The sequence below is a fragment of the Ruegeria sp. AD9 genome, from assembly GCF_056542305.1.
This window is the reverse complement of the sequence record NZ_JBQFZP010000006.1, coordinates 55,383-71,362: the sequence shown is the minus strand read 5'-3', so window position 1 is coordinate 71,362 and position 15,980 is coordinate 55,383. Positions and strand designations below refer to the sequence as shown.

The 15,980-nt window shown below is 59.6% G+C and carries 18 protein-coding genes; 9 read left to right on the top strand and 9 right to left on the bottom strand.

All coding sequences use genetic code 11. The features are described from left to right. Positions 1–80 precede the first annotated feature (80 nt). Entirely contained in the window at positions 81–527 is a 447-nt protein-coding gene (locus ACR0AM_RS10770; protein ID WP_267366061.1) for an RrF2 family transcriptional regulator, read from the top strand. A gap of 2 nt (positions 528–529) precedes the next feature. On the opposite strand, the gene ACR0AM_RS10765 is transcribed toward ACR0AM_RS10770, so the two are convergent. Both ACR0AM_RS10765 and ACR0AM_RS10760 read right to left on the bottom strand, forming a co-directional pair. Next, positions 530–3,058 carry an ABC transporter permease gene (locus ACR0AM_RS10765; protein WP_480604809.1) on the bottom strand — a complete coding sequence of 843 codons (2,529 nt, stop codon included), beginning with the start codon at positions 3,056–3,058 and terminating at the stop codon, positions 530–532. Then, positions 3,055–3,750, bottom strand: coding sequence for an ABC transporter ATP-binding protein (locus ACR0AM_RS10760; protein ID WP_480554174.1), 696 nt, complete (start codon positions 3,748–3,750; stop codon positions 3,055–3,057). The genes ACR0AM_RS10765 and ACR0AM_RS10760 overlap by 4 nt, the downstream gene beginning before the upstream one ends. 65 nt (positions 3,751–3,815) lie before the next feature. Between ACR0AM_RS10760 and ACR0AM_RS10755 the strand changes: the two genes are divergently transcribed. Further along, a complete protein-coding gene (locus ACR0AM_RS10755; protein WP_480623002.1) occupies positions 3,816–4,442 on the top strand; it encodes an arylesterase in 627 nt (208 codons plus the stop codon). An 18-nt stretch (positions 4,443–4,460) separates the two neighbouring features. Here ACR0AM_RS10755 and ACR0AM_RS10750 read toward each other — a convergent pair whose 3' ends face one another. After that, positions 4,461–5,015: a L,D-transpeptidase gene (locus tag ACR0AM_RS10750; RefSeq protein WP_209506382.1), complete on the bottom strand. Its 555-nt coding sequence runs from the start codon at positions 5,013–5,015 to the stop codon at positions 4,461–4,463. A gap of 169 nt (positions 5,016–5,184) precedes the next feature. Beyond that, complete coding sequence (locus ACR0AM_RS10745) at positions 5,185–5,391, bottom strand: cold-shock protein (protein ID WP_209506380.1); 207 nt, start codon at positions 5,389–5,391, stop codon at positions 5,185–5,187. A 533-nt stretch (positions 5,392–5,924) separates the two neighbouring features. Here ACR0AM_RS10745 and ACR0AM_RS10740 point away from each other — a divergent pair. Both ACR0AM_RS10740 and ACR0AM_RS10735 read left to right on the top strand, forming a co-directional pair. Then, a complete protein-coding gene (locus ACR0AM_RS10740; protein WP_480622884.1) occupies positions 5,925–6,362 on the top strand; it encodes a hypothetical protein in 438 nt (145 codons plus the stop codon). Between the two features lie 134 nt (positions 6,363–6,496). Continuing rightward, positions 6,497–6,832, top strand: coding sequence for an REP-associated tyrosine transposase (locus tag ACR0AM_RS10735; protein ID WP_480622883.1), 336 nt, complete (start codon positions 6,497–6,499; stop codon positions 6,830–6,832). 66 nt (positions 6,833–6,898) lie between these two features. On the opposite strand, the gene ACR0AM_RS10730 is transcribed toward ACR0AM_RS10735, so the two are convergent. Both ACR0AM_RS10730 and ettA read right to left on the bottom strand, forming a co-directional pair. After that, positions 6,899–7,726, bottom strand: a complete 828-nt coding sequence (locus ACR0AM_RS10730; protein ID WP_480622882.1) for a hypothetical protein — start codon at positions 7,724–7,726, stop codon at positions 6,899–6,901. Then, positions 7,716–9,383: an energy-dependent translational throttle protein EttA gene (gene ettA, locus ACR0AM_RS10725; protein WP_480518551.1), complete on the bottom strand. Its 1,668-nt coding sequence runs from the start codon at positions 9,381–9,383 to the stop codon at positions 7,716–7,718. The genes ACR0AM_RS10730 and ettA overlap by 11 nt, the downstream gene beginning before the upstream one ends. 137 nt (positions 9,384–9,520) lie before the next feature. Between ettA and ACR0AM_RS10720 the strand changes: the two genes are divergently transcribed. From ACR0AM_RS10720 to dacB, 3 genes are all read left to right on the top strand, one after another. Beyond that, positions 9,521–9,991, top strand: a complete 471-nt coding sequence (locus tag ACR0AM_RS10720) for an MOSC domain-containing protein (protein ID WP_480495496.1) — start codon at positions 9,521–9,523, stop codon at positions 9,989–9,991. 32 nt (positions 9,992–10,023) lie between these two features. Continuing rightward, positions 10,024–10,644, top strand: a complete 621-nt coding sequence (locus ACR0AM_RS10715) for a nicotinate-nucleotide adenylyltransferase (RefSeq protein WP_480518555.1) — start codon at positions 10,024–10,026, stop codon at positions 10,642–10,644. A 66-nt stretch (positions 10,645–10,710) separates the two neighbouring features. Further along, the gene (gene dacB / locus ACR0AM_RS10710; protein WP_480622881.1) at positions 10,711–12,189 is read left to right on the top strand and encodes a D-alanyl-D-alanine carboxypeptidase/D-alanyl-D-alanine endopeptidase; all 1,479 of its coding nucleotides are present in this window, start codon (positions 10,711–10,713) and stop codon (positions 12,187–12,189) included. Positions 12,190–12,215: 26 nt separating this feature from the next. Here dacB and ACR0AM_RS10705 read toward each other — a convergent pair whose 3' ends face one another. The 3 genes from ACR0AM_RS10705 to ACR0AM_RS10695 form a co-directional block, all read right to left on the bottom strand. After that, positions 12,216–12,638 carry a tellurite resistance TerB family protein gene (locus ACR0AM_RS10705; protein WP_209507905.1) on the bottom strand — a complete coding sequence of 141 codons (423 nt, stop codon included), beginning with the start codon at positions 12,636–12,638 and terminating at the stop codon, positions 12,216–12,218. 102 nt (positions 12,639–12,740) lie between these two features. Next, positions 12,741–13,115, bottom strand: a complete 375-nt coding sequence (locus ACR0AM_RS10700) for an EamA family transporter (RefSeq protein ID WP_480622880.1) — start codon at positions 13,113–13,115, stop codon at positions 12,741–12,743. Next, positions 13,112–13,522: a class I SAM-dependent methyltransferase gene (locus tag ACR0AM_RS10695; RefSeq protein ID WP_480622879.1), complete on the bottom strand. Its 411-nt coding sequence runs from the start codon at positions 13,520–13,522 to the stop codon at positions 13,112–13,114. The genes ACR0AM_RS10700 and ACR0AM_RS10695 overlap by 4 nt, the downstream gene beginning before the upstream one ends. A gap of 388 nt (positions 13,523–13,910) precedes the next feature. On the opposite strand from ACR0AM_RS10695, the gene ACR0AM_RS10690 reads away from it, so the two are divergent. Continuing rightward, positions 13,911–15,485, top strand: coding sequence for a lysine--tRNA ligase (locus ACR0AM_RS10690; protein WP_480475248.1), 1,575 nt, complete (start codon positions 13,911–13,913; stop codon positions 15,483–15,485). A gap of 48 nt (positions 15,486–15,533) precedes the next feature. After that, positions 15,534–15,935 carry a DUF4864 domain-containing protein gene (locus ACR0AM_RS10685; protein ID WP_480475250.1) on the top strand — a complete coding sequence of 134 codons (402 nt, stop codon included), beginning with the start codon at positions 15,534–15,536 and terminating at the stop codon, positions 15,933–15,935. The last annotated feature ends 45 nt before the right edge of the window (positions 15,936–15,980 follow it).

Sequence of the window (15,980 nt, the reverse complement as noted above, 5' to 3'; positions counted from 1 at the left end):
TTTGGGTCGATTGATGTATGTCAAACCGCTTTTTTCCGCGACATGCAATAAGGCTTCATCTTTTATTCAGGGAGGCCTTCATGCGGATTACCAAACGGACGAATATCGCTGTGCGCCTGTTGATGTATTGCGCCGCACACCCGGACCGGCTGGTCACCAAAGCCGAGATCGCCGAAGTCTGCAACATCTCGGAAAACCATCTGGCTCAGGTGATCAACCAGTTAAGCCAGTTGAATTACCTGAGCACTCAGCGCGGCCGCAACGGCGGTATGTCGTTGGCGCGTCCGGCAAGCCAAATCCGGATCGGCGCGGTGTTCAGGCACGTCGAAGGGGCCTTGCCCATCGCCGAGTGTTTTGCGGATGCGGACAACACCTGTCCTTTGACCGATGCCTGTAGGCTGCGGTTGGCATTGCAGGATGCGGCGGAAGTTTTCTATGCATCTCTGGACGAAGTGTCGTTGGATGCGCTGGTTTGTGACAACGACCCGTTGCTGAAGCTGTTGCAGCCCGTGGCCTGCGTACGCTGACCTTAGTCGCTGGCCCGCAAAATGCGGGCTGGCCGGGCAGAGAGAGGGCGCAGCGCGAATGCGAAACCTGCGCAGAGCGTGACGCCGACACCGGCCAGAACGATGCCAAAGGCCGAAGACCAGATCACGGTAAAACCTGTGTCGAAGATGTAGGTGGCCACAGCCCATCCGCCCAGGATGCCAACCAGCAAGGCGACGCAGCCCGCTGCGGCGCCCAGCAGGACCGAGCGTAGTCCAAAACTGCGCAGGATGCGGCCACGGTCAGCCCCCAGCGTCTTGAGGATTGCCGCCTCGTATCTGCGGGCGGGTTCGCCGGCGGCTGCCGCCCCGATCAGCACCAGGAATCCTGTCAACAAAGACACGCCCGCGCCATACGAGGTTGCGGCGGCGATCCCTGCCAAAAGGCCCGAAACACGGTCAATTGCGTCGCGCACTCGGATGGCCGTGATGTTCGGGAACTGGCCTGCAAGATCTCGCAGAATGGCGGCCTCGGCCTGTTCTTCTGCATATACCGTCGCAATAAAGCTGTGTGGCGCACCCGCCAGTGCCGACGGGTTCATCGACATGACAAAACCCATACCCGCTGTGGAAAAATCCACCTCTCGGGTTGAGGTCAGCTCTGCGGTGATATCCCGCCCCAGGATGTTGACAGTTACCTGATCGCCCAGTTTCAGACCCATCTCTTCGGCTTCTTCGGCTGCAAAGCTGATCTGTGGTGCGCCAGAATAATCCTCTGCCCACCACTCCCCCGCTGTCACCCGTGCATTTGCCGGGGGGCGGGCTGAATAGGTGACGCCGCGATCTCCCTCCAGAACCCAATGATCTCCGGCCACCTCGCGCGCAGGGCGACCGTTTATCTGGGTGATGATGCCCCGCAGCATTGGTGCGCTTTCAATGCGGCTGACAGCAGGATCGGTTTGCAGCCGTTCGGTAAAACCGGGCATCTGGTCTTTTTGAATATCGACAAAGAAGTATGAGGGCGCGACATCCGGCAGATTGCCGGAGATCGCGTTGCGCAGCGTGCCGTCAATCTGCCCAACCGCCGCCAGCACTGACAAACCCAGACCAAGTGACAAAACCACTGACCCCGCACCCTCACGCGGATCAGAGATGGCGGACAAAGCCCATCGCAGGGCAGGGCGGCCCCGCGCCAAAGGTGTCCCAGCCCGTGCCAGTTTGCGAATGGCATGGGCTGCGAGCGCCAGCAGGATCAGTGCGCCCGCAAGTCCGCCGCTGGTCCACAGGGTTAGGCGCGTTGAGCCGCTGAACCAGGACGCAATCGCGATCAGGGACGCCAATCCAATCCCGCTTGCCACGACGTAAATTGCGCGTGGGATGGGACGAGCCGCACTCAGCGCATCGCGAAACAGGGTTGCGGCGCGCACATCTTCGGTTCTGGCCAGCGGCCAGAGCGTGAAAAGAAATGCTGTCAGCAGGCCATAAAGCGCAGCCTCTATCAGCGGTTGCGGATACAGAGAAAACACTGCTGGAACGGGCAACTGGTATTCCAGCAGCGGTGCCAGCAAAAGCGGTGCCATCCCGCCCAGTACCAGCCCAATTACAATGCCAGTCAGGGACAGCACCCCGATCTGAATCATGTAAGTTTGAAAAATGGTGGAGCGATCCGCCCCCAATGTCCGCAATGTCGCAATGGTTTCCGTTTTCTGACTCAGATAGGCTCGCACGGCGGCGGACACACCGATGCCACCGACGGCAAGCCCCGACAATCCGACAAGGACCAGAAAGGCACTCAGGCGGTTGACGAATTCCGATATGCCCGGCGCGCCGTTGCGCGCATCGCTCCAGCGCATCCCCGAGCCTTCAAGCGCCGCGCTGGCTCTTGCGGACACCTCCGACAGGTTCGCGTCTTGGGGCAAGGTCAGCCGGTACCTGGTCGAAAAAAGCGTTCCGGGCTCCAGCAGGCCAGATGCCTGCAACGCTTCGGTACGCACCATTGTACGTGGCCCCAAGGCAAAACCAGCCGCGGCGCTGTCGGGTTCATTCCGAAGTGCGGCCATCAGAATGAACTCTTGCGTGCCAAGCGCGAAGTGATCACCGACCGACAAACCAAGCCGGTCTATCAGAACGGGTTCCATAATGGCACCGGGTAATCCGGACCTGCCATTCAGGGCGTCGTCCAGCGTGATGCCCGGCTCCAGTTTGACCGATCCGATGAGCGGGTAAGCCTTATCGACGGATTTGACCTGGGTCAGCGCACGTTCCGGCCCGGCGTCGCGGGGCACAACCGCCATCGAGCGGAAATCGACAATTTCTGACACCTGTTCGGATGACTGCTGCATCCAGAGGCGCTCGGCCTCAGTAGCAAAACGATAGGTGAACTCAAGCTCGGCATCGCCGCCCAGCAGGGATGCGCCTTCACGGGTCAGCCCGGTCTGAATCGCCTGACTCACCGATCCGACGGCTGCGATGGCTGCGACGCCCAAGGCCAGACAGGCCAGAAAGATGCGAAAGCCGCGCAGGCCCCCGCGCAGCTCTCGACGGGCCAGCCGCGCGGCCAGCCGAAGGCTCATTCTGCGGCCTCCTGCCGGGTCATTTCGGCAATCCTGCCGTCGCGCAGCCTGATCACCCGGTCACATCGTTCAGCCAGTGAACGGCTGTGCGTTACAAGAACCAGCGTCGCATCATATTTGCGCCGAAGCCCGAACAGCAAATCAACAATCGCGGCACCGTTTGTCTCGTCCAGATTCCCGGTTGGTTCGTCCGCCAGCAAGATCTTGGGGCGTGGTGCCGATGCACGCGCCAGGGCAACTCGTTGCTGCTCGCCGCCCGACAACTGCGCCGGGTAATGATCGCGACGATGGGATAACCCCACGGCATTCAGTTCAGTCTCGGCACGGTCGAACGCATCTTTGTGCCCCGCCAGTTCCAGCGGTGTCGCCACGTTCTCCAACGCGGTCATCGTTGGGATCAGGTGGAAATTCTGAAACACGACGCCCATGTTGTCGCGCCGAAACCGCGCCAGGGCGTCCTCGTCCATGCTTGTCAAATTCTGATCCAAGGCCAAGATTTGACCACTTGTTGCCTGTTCCAACCCACCCATCAGCATCAACAGCGACGATTTTCCCGACCCCGATGGCCCGATCAGCCCCAGCGTTTCCCCCCTGTTCACGGTCAACGTGATGTCATGCAAAATATCGACCCGCCCGGCATTGCCATCCAGCGATAAAGCGGCATTCTGAAGAGCGAGAACAGCAGGCGTCATGGGTCTTCCCGATAAAGGAGCGGTTTTTGGGATATGGAGTGATCACCGTATTGCGCAAGGTTTTGATGGCAAGTCCATTTGTGTTCTGCGGTTTTGCGGCCACAGCCGATCAGGTGGTGATCGCAGCCCTTGGGGACTCGCTGACGCAAGGCTACGGGCTGGTGGAGGAGAACGGGTTTGTTCCCCAGCTTGACCGTTGGTTGCAGGCGAAGGGCGAAGATGTTCGCGTTATCAACGCAGGCGTTTCGGGCGATACAACGGCGGGTGGCGCTGCGCGGGTAGAATGGACCCTGACACCCGATGTGGACGGACTGATCGTTGCCTTAGGCGGGAATGACGTGTTGCGCGGGATCGATCCTGCAGTTTCGCAAGCCAATCTGCGCAAGATACTTCAGGTTGCACGCGATACAAAGGTTCCTGTCTTGTTGATCGGAATGCAGGCGCCGGGCAACTACGGCGCTGAATACAAGCAGGCATTCGATGGCATGTACCCTGTACTGGCGCAGGAGTTTGAAGTTCTGTTTTTCAGCAGTTTCTTTGAAGGGCTTGCAGCGGAGGGTGACCCCGCAGCCGTGTCGCAATTCATGCAATCGGACGGCATTCATCCAAATGCGGCCGGGGTGGCGAAGATCGTCGAAGCGCTGGGCCCCTCTGTGTTGCAACTTGTGACGCAGGCGGGCGGGGAAGGTTAGCCATCCCCGCGATAGCGATCAGACGACCGTGACCACCGTTCCGATAGGGACCCGGTTATACAGATCGATGACATGTTCATTCAGCATCCGAATACACCCGTTTGACACCGCCCTGCCTATGGTTTGTGGCTGGGTCGTGCCATGGATTCGGAAATAGGTATCGACACCGTTTTGAAACAAGTACATCGCACGCGCGCCGAGGGGGTTATCCCCACCTCCCGGTTGGACATAGTCATTGTCCTTGAATTTTGCATAGGCCACCGGATCGCGTTGGATCATCTCTTGGGTCGGGCGCCAGGTCGGCCATTCCTTTTTTACATCGATAGTAGCGGTGCCGGTGAATTCCAGACCAGCCTTGCCGACACCGCAGCCATAGCGGATCGCTTTGCGTGGTTCGGTGACATAGTAAAGATAGAATGAACGGGGGGCGACCAGCAGCTGCCCGGGCAGGAACTGCTTTTTGATGCGCACGAATTGCGGTGTCGGATCATACTCGACCGCTTTCTTGGCGCTGGCGATGCCCGGCAGCAGCGTGGCTGCTGTTCCGGCCAGAAAAACTCGGCGTGTAAACATCGAAACCCTCATCAATTGACCAATGAAACCCAAGAACCAGTTTCATCATGATATGTTATTTGGTCAATTCTGGGGCAAGCATCACGCATCCGTGATGTGATCAATCGGCCACCTGAAACGGCAGCGGTTGAACAAAAGGGTGAGGGATTTCCCTCACCCTTTCAAGAGCTTATGCAAGCTGGATGTTGTCGGCGCTCTCGCGGCCGTCACGACCCGAACGCAGTTCGTACGTGACTTTCTGGTTGTCGGCCAGACCGGTCAGGCCCGAGCGTTCGACGGACGAGATGTGGACGAAGATGTCCTTGCCGCCATCTTCTGGTGCAATAAAGCCGTAGCCTTTGGTGGTGTTGAACCATTTTACGGTGCCTGCTGGCATATCCGTGTCTCCTGTTTGGTGCTGCCCACGGAGTTGCGGCAGCCTGGCGTCGTATGTCTGTATCGATAGACTGAGCGCCGTAGAAGGAGACAGTAGGTCGAAATAGAAAAACGTTAGCACCCCGCATATGGCATTGAGGTAAGCCTGTGGCAAGAGTGGTTTGTACGGATTGTACTGGGGCCAGAGGGCAGAAAGCCCAATTTGTACAAGAATCCGCTGATGGGTTTCAGGCTGGTTTTGGCGGTGTTTGACAGCATTCCGGGTGCTCTGGTCACCCTGTCTGTTGACGCGCGCGACGGCAATGAGAAACCCGGACTCACACCTTCCCGGTCGGCCATGCGGAGCGATCACCACGTGCCACGCCTGCGCGGGAGGGGGACACTTTTTGGTTGCAGGCACGTGTTCACGACCAGTGTCATTCTGACCGGTTGAGCGGGGGGTCTTCTCACAACCGACAGTTTTTATTCGTTAAACACTATGTTTGGAAAATCTGCGATCCGGTGCTATACTATTTGGCAGCCGTGGGGGCGGATATGAAAGTTGTATACACGATAACGCTGTTGTGCTGGGCCGGAGCCTCGCAGGCCCTGACTGTTCCATTTGGGACTGAGGGTTTTATGCCGGGCGCGCGTGAAGGCGGGCTCAAACTCTACAACATGTTCGAATTTGAACACGAGCTGAAGGCTCCGGTCTTCGCGAAGGAGAACCCGCGCCGTAAGGAAAGACGCCCTCGTCTTGTCGAGCTTGGAGGACCCAAGCATTTGCCCGAGATACTGACTGAACGGACGGAGGTCGTGGCGGAATCCGGGCCTGAGTTTTGTGAGCTGTGGTGCAATGAGCCCGGGTCCGAAGAAACGCCGGTGGACGTGAACGTCTCGGCCGTGCCGCTTCCGGCCAGTTGGCTGCTGCTGCTTGGGGCGCTGACGGGGCTGTTCGGTGTCGGACGGCTGCGTGGCAACCGGTTCGGGTAAGCGCCGCGTCTGCAACCATCCTTGAATGCTGTGATATGGGACACCGGGGGTCGGTGGAGCATGCGACTTTCGACGGTTGCCTGCAAAGGCGCGTGTTAACCACTTGGTAGTCACACCTGCGCCACCTTGCACGCATGAGTGATTATCGCCGCGTCCGCATTCCCGGTGCCAGATATTTCTTTACGGTGTCGCTGGCCGACCGGTCATCGGACCTGTTGATCCGCGAGGTCGCACATCTGCGCGCGGCATTTGCCGAAACGCAGCGGGAGCGCCCGTTCTGGTGTGATGCGTTTGTGGTGTTGCCCGATCATCTGCACGCGGTGTGGACCTTGCCGCCGGGCGATGCGGATTATTCCACGCGGTGGGGTGCGATCAAGGCGCGGTTCACCATGGGCGTGAACAGGGCAAACCGTAGGCCGGGCTTCAGCCCGGCATCCACCATTCCCCTCAGAGCGATTGAAGGGTTATGAGGCCATTCATCGGCGGATGTTGGTAAAGGAGTGAGTGTTTCGAGGGGTGCCGGGCTGAAGCCCGGCCTACGGGCAAGGGGTGCGAGCACGCATCCAACGCTTGCTTATTAATTTCGGCGGTGCGTACTTGTTGTGGTTAGCAATCAAAGAAACAAGTTGGGTGGTTGTGCCTAATAGGTCTTGAGCTTCGTCAATCGTATAAAACTTGTCGGGGTGCGCCACCGGGTTTCTAAACCCGCTCCTGAAATTGTCCAAAGTTCCGCTCAACGCATCGTCAAGCGCTTTTCGACCTTCTAGTGCCTTTACCATTGGGCCCCACATCGGTTTGTCCAGTCTTTTCTGTTTGATAACAGAAAAGTACAGTTGTTTTAGGCAACATTCGGAGCCGCGCATGAGGTGATATGCAGCCGCCGTGCCGCGCCCAAGGACTAGGCACATTCCAGCTTCTTGGAAGTCATTTTGGGCGTTTTCTGGCAAGCGTGCAAAAGTTTCTCGGCCAAATATGCCAGAGATATCTTCGAACAATAGGTCGGTATTGTATCTTCTCTCATCAGGAAAGAACGCGGATAGTTCTTCTGCTTCCGCGAATATAACTCTTTGTAGAACATTGATCTCCTCAAATAGTGCCTTGCCGTCGGGAGCCTCTAAGTTCGAACCATCTTTATATTTGTTGTCAAATTCCGCCTTCATTTCTTTGAGTTTTTTAGACGCGTTGTTTGAAACTTTGAGATTTAGTTCTTCGATGTAACTAAATACTCGTTCCAAATTTTGCTGGATAAATCCCTCTCCGATGTAGGGCAAACTATCCTCTGCATTGCTTCGAACGAAAAGCAATACTGCGCCAAAATGGATGTATTTTCTTAGATTGTTTTTTCCAATCAAATCACCGCGCAAACTTCTTATGCTTCAACCGCTTGGGCTCCAGCGCGTCCGGCCCGAGCCTCCGCTTTTTGTCCTCTTCGTAATCCTCGAAGTTGCCCTCGAACCATTCCACATGGGCATCGCCCTCGAACGCCAGAATATGCGTACAAATCCGGTCGAGGAAGAAGCGGTCGTGTGAGATGACGACGGCGCAGCCAGCGAAATCGACCAGCGCGTCTTCCAGTGCGCGCAGGGTTTCGACGTCGAGGTCGTTGGTGGGTTCGTCCAGCAGCAGGACGTTGCCGCCCTCTTTCAGCAGGCGGGCCATGTGGACGCGGTTGCGCTCACCGCCGGATAGCAGCGAGACCTTTTTCTGCTGGTCGCCGCCCTTGAAGTTGAAGGACGAGCAATAGGCGCGGGAATTGACCTGCGCGTCACCCAGCTGAATGATCTCGGCACCGCCGGTGATCGCCTCCCACACGGTGTCGTTGTCTTTCAGGTCGTCGCGGGACTGGTCGACATAAGACAGCTCGACCGTGTCGCCCAACGTGATGGTGCCGCTGTCGGGCTGTTCCTGACCGGTGAGCATCTTGAAGAGCGTCGATTTACCGGCACCGTTGGGGCCGATGACGCCGACGATGCCGCCGGGGGGCAGGGCGAAATCCAGCCCTTCGATCAGTTGCTTGTCGCCCATGTGCTTCGACAGGCCCTCGACCTCGATCACCTTGCCGCCGAGGCGCTGGCCGTTGGGGATGACGATCTGGGCGCGGGTCAGCTTTTCGCGTTCGGACTGTTCGGCCAGCTCGTTATAGGCGTTGATTCGGGCCTTGGATTTGGCCTGACGGGCCTTCTGGCCCTGACGCATCCATTCCAGTTCGCGTTGCAGGGTCTTCTGCTTGGATTTGTCCTCGCGGGCTTCCTGCTCCAGCCGTTTGGCTTTTTGTTCCAGCCATGCGGAGTAGTTGCCCTCGTAAGGGATGCCGCGGCCACGATCGAGTTCGAGGATCCAGCCGGTGATGTCATCGAGGAAATAACGGTCGTGGGTGACGATCAGGATGGTGCCCTTGTAGTCGATCAGGTGCTGTTGCAACCAGGCGATGGTCTCGGCGTCGAGGTGGTTGGTCGGTTCGTCGAGCAGCAGCATGTCGGGCGCTTCGAGCAGCAGCTTGCAGAGCGCCACGCGGCGTTTTTCACCGCCCGAAAGGTTGGCAATGTTGGCGTCGTCCGGCGGGCAGCGCAGTGCCTCCATCGACACGTCGATCTGGCTGTCGAGGTCCCAGAGGTTTTCCGCGTCGATGGCGTCCTGCAGGGTTGTCATTTCCTCCATCAGCTCGTCCGAGTAATTCTCGGCGATCTCCATGGCAATCTCGTTGAAGCGGTCGACCTTGGCCTTTTTAGCAGCCACGCCCAGCATGACGTTTTCACGGACCGACAGGGATTCATCCAGCTGCGGTTCCTGCGGCAGGTAACCGACCTTGGCACCTTGGGCGGCCCAGGCCTCACCGGTGAAGTCGGTGTCGAGCCCGGCCATGATCTTCATCAGCGTCGATTTACCCGCGCCGTTGACGCCGACAACACCGATTTTCACGCCGGGCAGAAAGCTGAGGTGGATGTTTTCAAAGCACTTCTTGCCACCGGGATAGGTCTTGGAGACACCCTGCATGTGGTAGACATATTGATAGGCGGCCATGTCGCGTCCTCTGGGTCGGGAAATTGGGTTGAAACGCTGGATATCCGAGCGGGGCGGGCGGGGCAAGCTGGTGGTTTTGTGAATTTCGTCCCGTATCTGCATGGGCTAGGTTTGCCGGGCTGTATGAGGGGCATGAAGTGGTGGAACTGGCGGAACTGATATCAGGCTGGGCGCAACCGGGGCGGGTGGAGTGGATTGGCGTCCGGCCCGAGCGGCGGGTTGGGGTGGAGGTGGTGAGGGAGGCGGTGGTCTCGGCCGATGGGCTCGACGGTGACCGGGGCCGTGCGGGTAAGCGGGCGGTTTCTTTGATCCAGCGGGAGCATCTGGCGGCCATTGGATCTTATCTGGGGCAAGGACCGGTTGCCCCCGAAACCCTGCGGCGCAATCTGGTGGTTTCGGGGATCAATCTGGCCGCGCTCAAGGGGCGTGAGGTGCAGGTGGGTGAGGCGGTTTTGCGCTTTACCGTGATCTGTGCGCCATGCAGCCGGATGGAAGAGGCGCTGGGCAAGGGCGGCTATTCTGCCGTGCGGGGGCATGGGGGATGGTGCGCCGAAGTTGTCAGGCCGGGGCGGGTTGCGCTGGGCGACGCCGTGCAACCGATTGATTGACAACGCGGCCCGGTTCTGAACATCAGCAGGTTATGGAGCGGTACGACATCCCTTACGCGCGGCCCGGGCAGGTCGTTGGGTTGTTCGGCGGGTCATTCGATCCGCCGCATCAGGGCCATGTGCATGTGACGCGTGAGGCGATGAAGGCCTTTGGGTTGGATCGGGCGTGGTGGCTGGTGTCACCCGGCAATCCGTTGAAAGAGCGGGGGCCTGCGCCGATCGCGCGGCGCATGGCGGCGGCGCGGCGGGTGATGCAGCATCCGAAGGTCGACGTGACGGATATCGAGGCGCTGGTCGGCACGCGGGCAACGGCGGACACTCTGACAGCGCTCAGGCGGCTTTACCCGCAGGTGCGGTTTGTCTGGCTGATGGGCGCGGACAATCTGGCGCAGTTTCATCGCTGGAAAGACTGGCGGCTGATCATGGACACTGTGCCGGTGGGCGTGGTGGCGCGGCCGGGTGAGCGGATCTCGGCCCGGATGTCACCTGCGGCGCGGGTTTATGCGAAGTACCGGATCGACGGGCAGGCGCGGCACCTTTTGGGGCAGGCGCAGGCTCCGGCCTGGTGTTTCGTGAACGTGCCGATGATCGATGTCAGTTCGACCGAACTCCGGACGCGCGGCGAATGGGGCGCAGAAGTGTTGCCGGAATAGCCCCAACGGGCGCATAATCTAACACAGTGGTTGTGTGCTTTTGATCTGTGGGATTTTAATTCGGCTATGGCTGGTCGTTATTCACGTCGTTTGTTTCTGGGGGGATTAGGGGCGTCCCTGATCCCGGCAGCGGGCCTTGCGCAGGCGCCGCTTGTATCGCTTAGGCCGCAGGCGCGCGGGGTCATATTAAGCGGCGCTGAGCGATTGGTGGCCGCAGCAGGCCTGAAGGGCGAGGTTGTGTTTGCGGTTGCGGATGTGGCGACCGGGGCGCAGCTGGAAGTGTTTGGCGAGGGCGCAAGTCTGCCCCCGGCCAGCGTCGGAAAGGCAATGACCGCGCTTTATGCGCTGGATGTTCTGGGGCCGGAACACCGGTTCGAGACCCGTCTGGTGGCGGATGGCCGGATCGAGAAGGGCGTTTTGCACGGCGATTTGATTCTGGTTGGGGGCGGCGACCCGCTGCTGGATACGGATGCGCTGGCTACGATGGCGGCCAATTTGCGCGAGGCCGGGATTATCGAAGTGCGCGGCGCGTTCAGGGTTTACGACGGGGCGTTGCCTTATGTGTTCAGCATCGATCCCGAGCAGCCGGATCATGTGGGCTATAGCCCAGCCGTCAGCGGCATTTCCCTGAACTTCAATCGCGTCCATTTCGAATGGAAACGCGCAGGGAGTGGCTATGACATAACCATGGATGCCCGCAGCGAGCGTTATGTGCCTGCGGTGGATGTCTCGGCCATGCGGGTCGAGGATCGTAGCCTGCCGATCTATACCTATCAGGCAAGCGCGCGGCAGGATCGCTGGACCGTGGCCAAGGGCGCGCTGGGCAATGGCGGGGCCCGCTGGTTGCCGGTGCGCAAGCCCGCTTTGTACGCGGGCGATGTATTTCGCACCTTGGCGCGGTCGAACGGGATCGTTTTGAAGCGCGTTCAGGTGACACGCCAGAGCGTGCAGGGTGTCGATCTTGTGGTGCATCGCAGCGACAGTTTGGATCGTGTCCTGCGCGGGATGCTGAAATACTCGACCAACCTGACGGCCGAGATGGTCGGGCTGGCCGCGACCAGGGCGCGCGGTGTTAACCCGCACACCCTGGCGGATTCGGCAGCCGAGATGAACCGGTGGGCCGCCAGTCGTTTCGGCGTGACAGGAATCGCCATGGTCGATCATTCGGGTCTGAGCGATGCCTCGCGCATGGTACCGGAGGATTTGGTTGCGGCCCTTGTCGCAACACAGAAGTCGGGGATGTTGCGGCCCTTGATGAAACCTTTTGCACTGACCGACCGGAACGGGCGGCCCGTCAAGAACCACCCGATCAAGGTTGATGCCAAGACAGGGACATTGAACTTTGTATCCGGGTTGGGCGGTTTCCTGACGACTGCGGACGGGGTTGATCTGGCCTTTGCGATATTCACCGCCGACGTGGACCATCGCGCAACGATCCCACGCGCGCAGCGTGAGCGCCCGGACGGTGCACGCAGCTGGAACAGCAGATCGCGAAAATTGCAGCGCGCTTTGCTGGAGCGCTGGGGGTCACTTTATGGAAGCTGAAACCTGAAACCCGCCTGAAGCGGGCGTCAGACGGTATGGCGCGCCCTGGCCCCGCGCTCGATCGCGGCCGCGTGCAGGCGGTCGATGTTCAGCTCGTACCGGATTTCTTCCAGCAGGCGCAGTTCGGATTCGGCCAGCGTTCCGTCAGCGGCAGCGACGTCACAGGCCAGAGCATAAGCGGTTTCGTTCAGGCGTTCGGGCAGGTTGTCCCGGATCAGGCCAAACAGCGCATCCAGCCCGTCTTCCTGTTCGAACAAGTCAAACACGACCTGCGACACGTGGCGCATCCGGTCGATGTCGTACCCGGCGAAGACCGGCAACATGTTCACGGCGACCTCGATCTTGACCAGCTCGGCGGTTCGGATGGTTTCGTCGGAGGCCGAGATCGCAACCATGATCGCCACAAGGCAATCCTGTGGGGACATCGGGTGGGGAACTTGCTCGGTCATTCGGGGCATCCTGCTTGGGGTTCGTCAATGGCGCAGGATAGAAGGGGGGCAGGGCAGGTTCAACATCTTGTTTTGCCCCAACTGTGCGGCAGGTTGAACCGGTCAGGTGTTCATCACCGCCATACCGCTGAGCAAAAGGCCCGCCCCGATCCAATAGCGCAGCCCCAGCGTTTCCCCGAAGAACAGCCACGAGGCGAGGGGGACCAGTACGAAGCTCAGGGCCATGAAGGGATAGGCCTGCGACAGCGGCACATGCCTGAGGACGTAAATCCATAGTATCGTTGCTGTGCCGTAAATCGCCAGAGCGACGAGCAAGAAAGGATCGAGCAGGGTATGCAACACCCCCATCGCCCCGGTCGCGGTGCGGCCGTCGATCCGCCCGCTGGCAATTTTGAACAGAACCTGTCCAATCGAAATCATGACAGGTGTCAGAAGCAGCCCGGTCCAGATCAGCATTATGGGTGCAGTTGCGCTCATGCTGCCTGATCCTTGAGCGGTTTTTCGATGGCTTCAGCGTCATCGACAACGAAATCGACGCCGGTCATGGCCGTGATGTCCGGGCGTAGGGAGCGGATGCGTTGCAGCAGGGCCCCGGTGCCGCAGCCGACGTCGCAGATGCTGTCGCCAACAATGTCGCTGGCGAACCGGTCGATGCAGGCGTCGGAATTGTCGGTTCCGTCATGCACGCGCGGGTGTTCCCGGTAGAGCGTTTCGTATTCTTCGTCTGTCAGAAAAGGCGCGCGTTCGCGGAACGCTGCCAGCCGGGTAATGTGTTCCCCCCAGACACGGCGCGCAAGCCAGTGAAAGGCGGCGCTGTCGCGCAGGATCGGCGGGACGATATCCTCGAGCACAAAGCGGATCAGGTTGGTGGTTTCGCGTCGCATCTCGTTTCCTTTGGACCGGGGAGGTTTCCCGGCGTCTGTCTATCGTAGCACCGCTGTGCAAACACGCGAAACATCCGGATCAGGTCAAAGCCTGTCGCCCGTGTCTTTTATGTTTCGCGCGCCAAATCCACCCCATGAGTGTGGCTGGAGTAAGGCCTGCGGATGGAAAAACCGGTGCGGGATGGCGGACGCAGGGGGCGTGGATCAGAGGCTGAGGGCGGGCAGAACAGTCAATTGGCGGCAAAACCCCGTGACAAGGTGGTTTTCCAGGGTTCCGGGCGGTGAAAACACCGGTGCTTTATTGACTCATGCTGCACTGGCACAATAGGAGGGGCCGGTCGGGTTGCGTGGTGCAGCCGCGACCGTTTCCCCAATGGAGCACATTGAAATGTCTGAACTGCGCGAAACCGCGATGTCGTCCAAGGCCTGGCCCTTTGAAGAGGCGCGCCGGTTGCTTAAACGCTATCAGAAAGGTGCTCCGGAAAAGGGGTATGTGCTGTTTGAAACCGGATACGGCCCGTCGGGCCTGCCGCATATCGGCACGTTCGGCGAGGTGGCGCGGACCACGATGGTCAAGCGCGCCTTTGAAGCGCTGTCGGATATCCCGACCAAGCTGATCTGTTTTTCGGACGATCTGGACGGGATGCGCAAGGTTCCCAGCAACGTGCCGAACCCCGAGGCGCTGGAAGAGCATTTGCAGCGCCCGCTGACCTCGGTTCCTGATCCGTTTGGCGAATTTGACAGCTTTGGCGAACACAACAACGCGATGTTGCGCCGGTTCCTTGATACCTTCGGGTTCGAATACGAGTTCTACTCGGCGCGCGACTTTTATCGCTCGGGCCAGTTCGACGAGATTCTGAAGCGTGCGGTTGAACGCTACGACGACGTGATGGCCATCATGTTGAAAAGCCTGCGGGAAGAACGCCAGCAGACCTATTCGATCTTCCTGCCGATCCACCCGGAAACCGGGCGGGTTCTGTATGTGCCGATGAAAAAGGTCTGCGCCGAAACCTATACCGTTACCTTCGATGATGAAGACGGCAAGGAATGGACCGTTCCCGTCACCGGCGGCAACGTGAAGCTGCAATGGAAGCCGGATTTCGGGGCGCGCTGGGCGGCACTGGGCGTTGATTTCGAGATGTACGGCAAGGAACACGCGACCAACGAAAAGATCTATGACGGGATCTGCCGGGCCTTGGGTGGCCGCGCGCCCGAGCATTTCAGCTATGAGCTGTTTCTGGACGAGAACGGACAGAAGATTTCGAAATCGTCGGGCAATGGTGTGTCGATTGACGAATGGCTGACCTATGCGCCGACCGAGTCGCTGGCTTATTTCATGTACCAAAAGCCCAAGACGGCCAAGCGGATGCATTTCGACGTGATCCCGAAAGCCTATGATGAGTATCATCAGCAGCTGCGCGCCTATCCGGGGCAGGACCTGAAGGCCCAGTTGAACAACCCGGTCTGGCATATTCACGGCGGCGACGTGCCGGAATCGACCCTGATCGTTCCCTTTGCGATGCTGCTGAATCTGGCATCGGTTTCCGGTGCCGAAGACAAGGAGGCGCTGTGGGGCTTTATTCGCCGCTATGCGCCCGAGGCAACGGCAGAGAGCCATCCCGATCTGGACAAGGCTGCTGGTTTCGCCGTGCGGTACTTCAACGATTTCGTCAAGCCGACGCGCAAGCATCGCGCGCCGACGGATCAGGAGCGCGAGGCGCTGGAAGCGCTGAAAGCGGCGCTTGAGGCGTATGATGGCCCGACCGAGGATGAAGCGTTGCAATCGGTGGTCTATGCCATCGGCCGCGAGCGGTTTGATCCGATGAAAGGATGGTTCTCGGCGCTTTATGAGGTGCTGCTGGGGGCCTCGCAAGGGCCGCGCTTCGGGGGTTTTATCGCGCTTTACGGCGTGCCCGAGACCATCGCGCTGATCGACAAGGCACTGGCCGGAGAGCTGGTCTGATTTGACCTGAACCGGCATGGGGCTATCCTTGGCACAGGAGGTGGCCCCATGCGTCGATTATTGCTTGCATTATCCCTGAGCGCCGGGCTGGCGTCGGGCGCGTTTGCGCAGAGTGCCGAGATCGAGGCCAATATCGCGGCGCAGATACAGGCCTTCCGGGCGGATGACTTTGCGACCGCCTTCACCTTTGCCAGCCCCAGCATCCAGCGTCTGTTCCGAAACCCCGACAATTTCGGCGCGATGGTGCGCAATGGCTATCCCATGGTCTGGCGCCCCGCCGATGTGCGTTTTCTGGAACTGCGCGAGGTCGATGGCGCGCTGTGGCAGAAGGTGATGATTACGGACGGTAACGGGCGGGTGCATCTTCTGGACTATCAGATGATCCCGCTGACGGAAGGCTGGAAGATCAACGGGGTGCAACTGTTGGGTGCCGCTGACCCTGCGGCCTGAGGCAACACCACCGTCACGGTGAGATGAGCCGTGGTTAATTCCTTT

Bases quoted from the DNA above. Each gene is read 5' to 3' on its own strand.
- ACR0AM_RS10770 (WP_267366061.1), top strand. From the start codon at position 81: ATGCGGATTACCAAACGGACGAATATCGCTGTGCGCCTGTTGATGTAT.
- ACR0AM_RS10765 (WP_480604809.1), bottom strand. From the start codon at position 3,058: ATGAGCCTTCGGCTGGCCGCGCGGCTGGCCCGTCGAGAGCTGCGCGGG.
- ACR0AM_RS10760 (WP_480554174.1), bottom strand. From the start codon at position 3,750: ATGACGCCTGCTGTTCTCGCTCTTCAGAATGCCGCTTTATCGCTGGAT.
- ACR0AM_RS10755 (WP_480623002.1), top strand. From the start codon at position 3,816: ATGGCAAGTCCATTTGTGTTCTGCGGTTTTGCGGCCACAGCCGATCAG.
- ACR0AM_RS10750 (WP_209506382.1), bottom strand. From the start codon at position 5,015: ATGTTTACACGCCGAGTTTTTCTGGCCGGAACAGCAGCCACGCTGCTG.
- ACR0AM_RS10745 (WP_209506380.1), bottom strand. From the start codon at position 5,391: ATGCCAGCAGGCACCGTAAAATGGTTCAACACCACCAAAGGCTACGGC.
- ACR0AM_RS10740 (WP_480622884.1), top strand. From the start codon at position 5,925: ATGAAAGTTGTATACACGATAACGCTGTTGTGCTGGGCCGGAGCCTCG.
- ACR0AM_RS10735 (WP_480622883.1), top strand. From the start codon at position 6,497: ATGAGTGATTATCGCCGCGTCCGCATTCCCGGTGCCAGATATTTCTTT.
- ettA (WP_480518551.1), bottom strand. From the start codon at position 9,383: ATGGCCGCCTATCAATATGTCTACCACATGCAGGGTGTCTCCAAGACC.
- ACR0AM_RS10715 (WP_480518555.1), top strand. From the start codon at position 10,024: ATGGAGCGGTACGACATCCCTTACGCGCGGCCCGGGCAGGTCGTTGGG.
- dacB (WP_480622881.1), top strand. From the start codon at position 10,711: ATGGCTGGTCGTTATTCACGTCGTTTGTTTCTGGGGGGATTAGGGGCG.
- ACR0AM_RS10705 (WP_209507905.1), bottom strand. From the start codon at position 12,638: ATGACCGAGCAAGTTCCCCACCCGATGTCCCCACAGGATTGCCTTGTG.
- ACR0AM_RS10700 (WP_480622880.1), bottom strand. From the start codon at position 13,115: ATGAGCGCAACTGCACCCATAATGCTGATCTGGACCGGGCTGCTTCTG.
- ACR0AM_RS10695 (WP_480622879.1), bottom strand. From the start codon at position 13,522: ATGCGACGCGAAACCACCAACCTGATCCGCTTTGTGCTCGAGGATATC.
- ACR0AM_RS10690 (WP_480475248.1), top strand. From the start codon at position 13,911: ATGTCTGAACTGCGCGAAACCGCGATGTCGTCCAAGGCCTGGCCCTTT.
- ACR0AM_RS10685 (WP_480475250.1), top strand. From the start codon at position 15,534: ATGCGTCGATTATTGCTTGCATTATCCCTGAGCGCCGGGCTGGCGTCG.